Genomic DNA, 5,186 nt, shown 5'->3' with positions numbered 1-5,186 from the left:
AGATGTGTATAAGAGACAGGTTCGATGCGCTGCTCCTCGCCCATCTTCTTCCACAGCGGGGTGTCGTAGAGGGAGAGCAGCTCGGGCGGCCAGTAGTACTTGCCGTCGACGGGCGGGGCCTGCCAGTCGAGTTCCTTGTCGGGGTCGAAGGAGTGCTTGGCGGAGGATTCGAGCAGGCGCTCGGCGATCTGTTCGCGGTCCTTGAGGAGGCCGAGGGCGTCCCTCAGCGCGGCTCGCTGCGTCACGGTCGTCATGGCTTCGGGCCCCTCGGCGGTCGGGTTACCAGCGGTCACGTCTTATAAGACTGCTTGTCAGCAAGGTCGTCAATCCCTCGCGCACGACTTGTTGACCCCGTGTCTACCAACGTGTGACGCTGCCAACTGTCCAGTCCTGTACGGCAGTACCGCAGCAGCACGTGACACGAGGAGGCGTCAGTGTCGACGCACGAGCTCTACACCACGGCCCCGGACGAGGGCGTCTGGCAGGTACCCGCCGCCGGCTCGGCCCGCTTCAGCTGGGAGTACGACGAGGGCCGCGAACGCCTCCTCGCGCTCTACCAGAAGGGCAAGGACAAGCAGTGGGACGGCGCCAAGCGCATCGACTGGGACATCGAGGTGGACCCGTACGACCCGCTCGGCACCCCCGACGAGGTGCTGACCCTGTACGGGACGCGGCACTGGGCCAAGCTCACCGAGAAGGACAAGGGCGAGCTGCGCCGCCACTACAGCGCCTGGAACTTCAGCCAGTTCCTCCACGGCGAGCAGGGCGCCATGGTGTGCGCGGCGCGCATCGTGGAGTCCGTGCCGGACCTGGACGCCAAGTTCTACTCCGCCACCCAGACCATGGACGAGGCCCGGCACGCCGAGATCTTCGGGCGCTTCCTGCACGAGAAGGTCGGGATGCTCTACCCGATCAACGACAGCCTCCAGGGGCTGCTCGGCGACACCCTGCGCGACTCCCGCTGGGACATGCCGTACCTGGGCATGCAGGTGCTCATCGAGGGGCTGGCCCTGGCCGCGTTCGGGATGATCCGCGATACGACGGACAAGCCGCTGCCGAAGCAGATCCTCGCGTACGTGATGCAGGACGAGGCCCGTCACGTGGCCTTCGGGCGGATGGCCCTGCGCGACTACTACCGGCAGCTGACGGACGCCGAACGGCACGAGCGCGAGGAGTTCGTCATCGAGGGCTGCCACCTGATGCGGGACAGGCTGCGCGGGGTGGAGGTCCTGGAGAACTTCGGCGTCCCGCGGCGGGAGGCTGAGGAGCTCTCCGAGCAGTCCGAGTTCCTGCACCTGTTCCGCAAGCTGCTGTTCAGCCGGATCGTGCCGTGCGTGAAGGACATCGGGCTGTGGGGCGAGCGGCTGCAGAGGGCGTACCTGGACATGGGCGTCTTCGACATGGGCGACTCCAACCTCGACCTGCTGATGGCCCAGGACGAGGAGGTCGCCGAGGCCCTCGACCGCGAACGCTTCGCGGCCGAGGAGCGGGAACGGGCGGAGGAGGTGGAGGCGGCCATCCAGCAGGGCACGCAGGCCTAGGAGGGTGTCGCGCCCCAGCGGTGGTCTCCCCTCACCGGCCGGCCAGGGCCGCCTCCATCATCGTGCGGGCGATCGGGGCCGCCGCGCCGTTGCCGCTGATGTCCCCGCGTACCGCCTCGGCGTCCTCGACGACCACCGCGACCGCCACCGCCGGCTGCGGTGCGCCGTCCGCGGCCGCCCAGCCGATGAACCAGGCGTAGGGGGTGCCGGCGTTGCCGACGCCGTGCTGGGCCGTGCCGGTCTTGCCGCCCACCCGGGCGCCCGGGATCGCGGCGTTGCGGCCCGTGCCCTCCTCCACCACCTTCACCATCAGCTCCTGCAGCCGCAGCGCCGTGGGCGGGCTCATCGCCCGGCCCAGGGTGTGCGGGCCGTGACGGCGGACCAGGCCTCCGCCGTGCCGGGTCGTCCGGTCCACCAGGAAGGGGGTCTGGATCTCGCCCCCTTGGGCGACGGCCGCGGCCACCATCGCCATCTGCAGGGGCGTGGCCCTGGTGTTGAACTGCCCGATCGAGGACAGCGCCAGCTGGTCCGGGCTCATGTCGGTGTCGAAGTCCGACCGGGACACCCAGGACGGCACCCGTAGCCCCTCGTCGTTGAACCCGAAGCGTTCCGCCGCCGCGACCATGCCCTTGAGGCCCACCTGGACGCCGATCTTCGCCATCACCGTGTTGCACGACCACTGCACCGCCTCGGCCATCGAGGCGTCCTCGCAGCCCGTGCCCGCGTTCGGGAGCAGGGTGCTCGTACCGGGGAGGGGGTAGGGGTCCGGGGTGTGGGTGGGGGCGTCCACGTCGGTGACCACGCCCGCGTCCAGCGCGGCGGCGGCCGTCACGATCTTGAAGGTGGAGCCCGGCGGATACGTCTCGCGCAGCGCCCGGTTGAGCATCGGCCTGGCCGGGTCCGCGTTCAGCCGCGCCCAGGCCGCCTTGACCTTCGTACCGGTCCCGGAGAGGAGGCCCGGGTCATACGAGGGGCTGCTGACCAGGGCCAGGATGCGGCCGGTCGCCGGCTCCAGGGCGACCGCGGCCCCGCGCCTGCCGCCGAGCCCCCGGTACGCGGCCTCCTGCACGGCGGCGCGCAGGGTGGTCGCGACGTCGCCGCCGGCGGGGCGGCCGCGCGAGAGGTCGTACCAGAGGGGGAAGGCGGACAGTCCCGGGTCGGTGCCGGCCAGGACGGCGTCCTCGGCGCGTTCGGCGAAGCTGGTCCCGTACGTCTGCGAGGAGAAGCCGGTGACGGGGGCGTAGAGGGGGCCGTCGGTGTAGGTGCGCTCGTAGCGCAGCAGCTGGCCGCTGTCGCGGGAGCCCGTGACGGGCCGGCCGTCGACGAGGAGGTTCCCGCGGGGCTGGGCGTAGCGCTCGATGGCGGGGCGCTTGTTGGCCGGGTTCGCCCCGTAGGCGGCGGACTCCCAGACCTGTACGCGGGCCACGTTGACCAGCAGCGCGGCGAGCAGGAGCACGCAGAACCAGGCGCACCAGCGGATGTAGCGGATCACCCGGACCCTCCGGTTCCGCCCCGGCGGGCGCTGTCGCTGAGCCGGACCAGCAGGGCGACGATGATCCAGTTGGTGACGACGGACGAGCCGCCCTGGGCCAGGAAGGGCATGGCCATACCGGTGAGCGGGATCAGACCGGTGACGCCGCCGGCGATGACGAAGACCTGGAGCGCGACGATCGAGGCGAGCCCGGTGGCGAGCAGCCGCCCGAAAGGGTCGCGCAGGGCGAGCCCGGCGCGGAAGCCGCGGGAGACGAGGAGCCCGTAGAGGAGCAGGAGGGCGGTCAGGCCGACGAGGCCGAGTTCCTCTCCCGCGGTGGCCAGGACGAAGTCCGATTTGGCGGCGAAGCCGATGAGGAAGGAGTGCCCGTGGCCGAGGCCGGCGCCGAGGAGGCCGCCGGCGGCGAAGGCGAAGAGGGACTGGGCCAGCTGGCCGGGGCCTTCGCCGCGTGCGATGGAGGCGAAAGGATTCATCCAGTCCTGGACGCGGCTGTGGACGTGCGGTTCGAGGGTTCCGACGGCGTACGCGCCGAGTGCGGCGAGCAGCAGCCCGACGGCGATCCAGCCGATCCGGCCGGTGGCGGTGAACAGCATGATCACGAAGAGGCCGAAGAAGAGCAGCGAGGTCCCGAGGTCCCGCTCCAGGACCAGGACCCCGACGCTGAGCAGCCAGATGGTGAGGATCGGCCCGAGGACGCGGCCGGGCAGGAGCCGGAGCCTCCAGAAGAGCCGGCGGCCGGTGAGGGCGAGGGCGGTGCGGTTGGCGGCCAGGTAGGAGGCGAAGAAGACGGCGAGGAGGATCTTGGCGAACTCCCCCGGCTGGAAGGAGAGCCCGGCGAACCGGATCCAGATGTGGGCGCCGTTGACGGCCGGGAAGAACACGGGGACGAGCATCAGCGCGAGGGCGGCGGTGACGGAGAGGTAGGCGTACCGCTGGAGCACGCGGTGGTCGCGCAGCCCGACCACGACCAGGGCGAACAGCCCCACCCCGAGCCCCGACCAGCGCAGCTGGTCCCCCGCGCCGGCCTGGCCGGGCGTGGCGAGGTCGAGCCGTTCGATGAGCACGAGGCCGAGGCCGTTGAGGAGGACGGCGATGGGGAGGAGGACCGGGTCGGCGTAGGGGGCCCGGAGGCGCACGGCGAGGTGCGCGAGCAGTGCGGCGACGGCGAGGCCGGCCGCGTAGTGGGGGGTGGAGATCTGGACGCGGCCCACGAGGCCCACGTACGCGTGCCCCAGCGCGGAGATCAGGACGGCTCCGGCGAGGAGCATCAGCCCGACGCCCCCGCGCCGGGGGGCGCGGGTGTCGGACCAGGGGGGCGGAGCGGGCTCGGGCTCCGTCACCTTCGCCGTCAGGGCAGGCGGGGGCATACGGGAAACGTAGCAAGCCAACCACCCCTATGTCCGGTTATGCCATAGTCTGCCGAAGAGTCGTCAGAAACGGTCGAGATCGCCGTCGCGAGGAGCGGGAGCCGAGCCTTATGGGACCTGTGGAATTCATCGTCCTCGCCTTCCCGGAGGAACAGCTGCGGGTCCAGGCGGTCGAGGCCGTGATGGGCCTGCGCAAGACCGGGGTGGTGCGGCTCATCGACGGCCTGGTCACGACGAAGACGGCGTCGGGGGAGGTCCTGGCGGCGGAGTTCGACGAGTTCGTGGAGCTGCGCGGGCTCCTGGCGGGCCGTGACGTGGCCCGGCTGATCGGCCCGGAGGACGTGCGCGAGGCGGCGGAGCTCCTGGACCGGGGCAGTTGCGCGCTGCTGCTGGTGGTCGAACACGTGTGGGCGCAGGACGCGGCCGTCGCGGTACGGGCGGCGGGCGGACGGATCGTGGGCTCGGTCCGGATCCCGGCGGAGCGGGTGGAGGTGGTGGGCTGATGTTCATCCGCCCGGTGAACGTGACGGTGACGGCGGCGACCCGCCCGCCCGGCCACCCCCTGCTGCGGGGCCTGCTGCGGCGGGCGGCGGGGGCGGCGGAGTGGAGCCAGGACACGGGACCCGGCGAGGACGGGGCCACCGCCGAGGAGGCCCTCGCGGAGGCCTTCGCGGAGGACGAGGCCGAGGCCCTGGCGGAGGCGGCGGGGACCGCGGGGATGGAGGGCCGGGCGGAGGCCGCGGACGAGGCCGACGCGATGGCCCGCCCGACCCCCTGGCCCACAGC

Annotated in this window: 5 protein-coding genes and 1 pseudogene; 3 read left to right on the top strand and 3 right to left on the bottom strand. The window is 72.0% G+C overall.

Annotated features, from left to right (window positions below; translation table 11 throughout):
* Positions 1 to 254 (bottom strand): diiron oxygenase (locus VR44_RS35800; protein WP_045951827.1); only part of this gene is annotated, 254 nt, incomplete at its 3' end.
* Positions 255 to 434: 180 nt separating this feature from the next.
* On the opposite strand from VR44_RS35800, the gene VR44_RS35795 reads away from it, so the two are divergent.
* Positions 435 to 1,541: a ferritin-like domain-containing protein gene (locus VR44_RS35795; protein WP_045951826.1), complete on the top strand. Its 1,107-nt coding sequence runs from the start codon at positions 435 to 437 to the stop codon at positions 1,539 to 1,541.
* A 31-nt stretch (positions 1,542 to 1,572) separates the two neighbouring features.
* Here the strand turns inward: VR44_RS35795 and VR44_RS35790 are convergent, their stop codons facing one another.
* Together VR44_RS35790 and VR44_RS35785 are read right to left on the bottom strand one after the other, a co-directional pair.
* On the bottom strand, positions 1,573 to 3,033 hold the full coding sequence (locus tag VR44_RS35790) for a penicillin-binding transpeptidase domain-containing protein (protein WP_045951825.1): 1,461 nt from the start codon (positions 3,031 to 3,033) through the stop codon (positions 1,573 to 1,575).
* Positions 3,030 to 4,400, bottom strand: a complete 1,371-nt coding sequence (locus VR44_RS35785) for an FtsW/RodA/SpoVE family cell cycle protein (protein ID WP_094192135.1) — start codon at positions 4,398 to 4,400, stop codon at positions 3,030 to 3,032. Before VR44_RS35785 ends, VR44_RS35790 begins: the two co-directional genes overlap by 4 nt.
* 110 nt (positions 4,401 to 4,510) lie before the next feature.
* Between VR44_RS35785 and VR44_RS35780 the strand changes: the two genes are divergently transcribed.
* On the top strand, positions 4,511 to 4,903 hold the full coding sequence (locus tag VR44_RS35780; RefSeq protein WP_045951824.1) for a DUF6325 family protein: 393 nt from the start codon (positions 4,511 to 4,513) through the stop codon (positions 4,901 to 4,903).
* Positions 4,903 to 5,186: pseudogene (locus tag VR44_RS35775) on the top strand (hypothetical protein); the annotation flags it as partial. The gene VR44_RS35780 and the pseudogene VR44_RS35775, both read left to right, overlap by 1 nt.

It is taken from the genome of Streptomyces katrae, assembly GCF_000966975.1.
In the GTDB taxonomy this organism is placed as follows: Bacteria; Actinomycetota; Actinomycetes; order Streptomycetales; family Streptomycetaceae; genus Streptomyces; species Streptomyces katrae.
The sequence above is the reverse complement of the archived record's forward strand: the minus strand, read 5'-3'. Positions and strand labels throughout refer to the sequence as shown.

Excerpts from the sequence above, each read along its gene's own strand:
- VR44_RS35785 (WP_094192135.1), bottom strand. The coding sequence starts at position 4,400 with ATGCCCCCGCCTGCCCTGACGGCGAAGGTGACGGAGCCCGAGCCCGCT.
- VR44_RS35780 (WP_045951824.1), top strand. The coding sequence starts at position 4,511 with ATGGGACCTGTGGAATTCATCGTCCTCGCCTTCCCGGAGGAACAGCTG.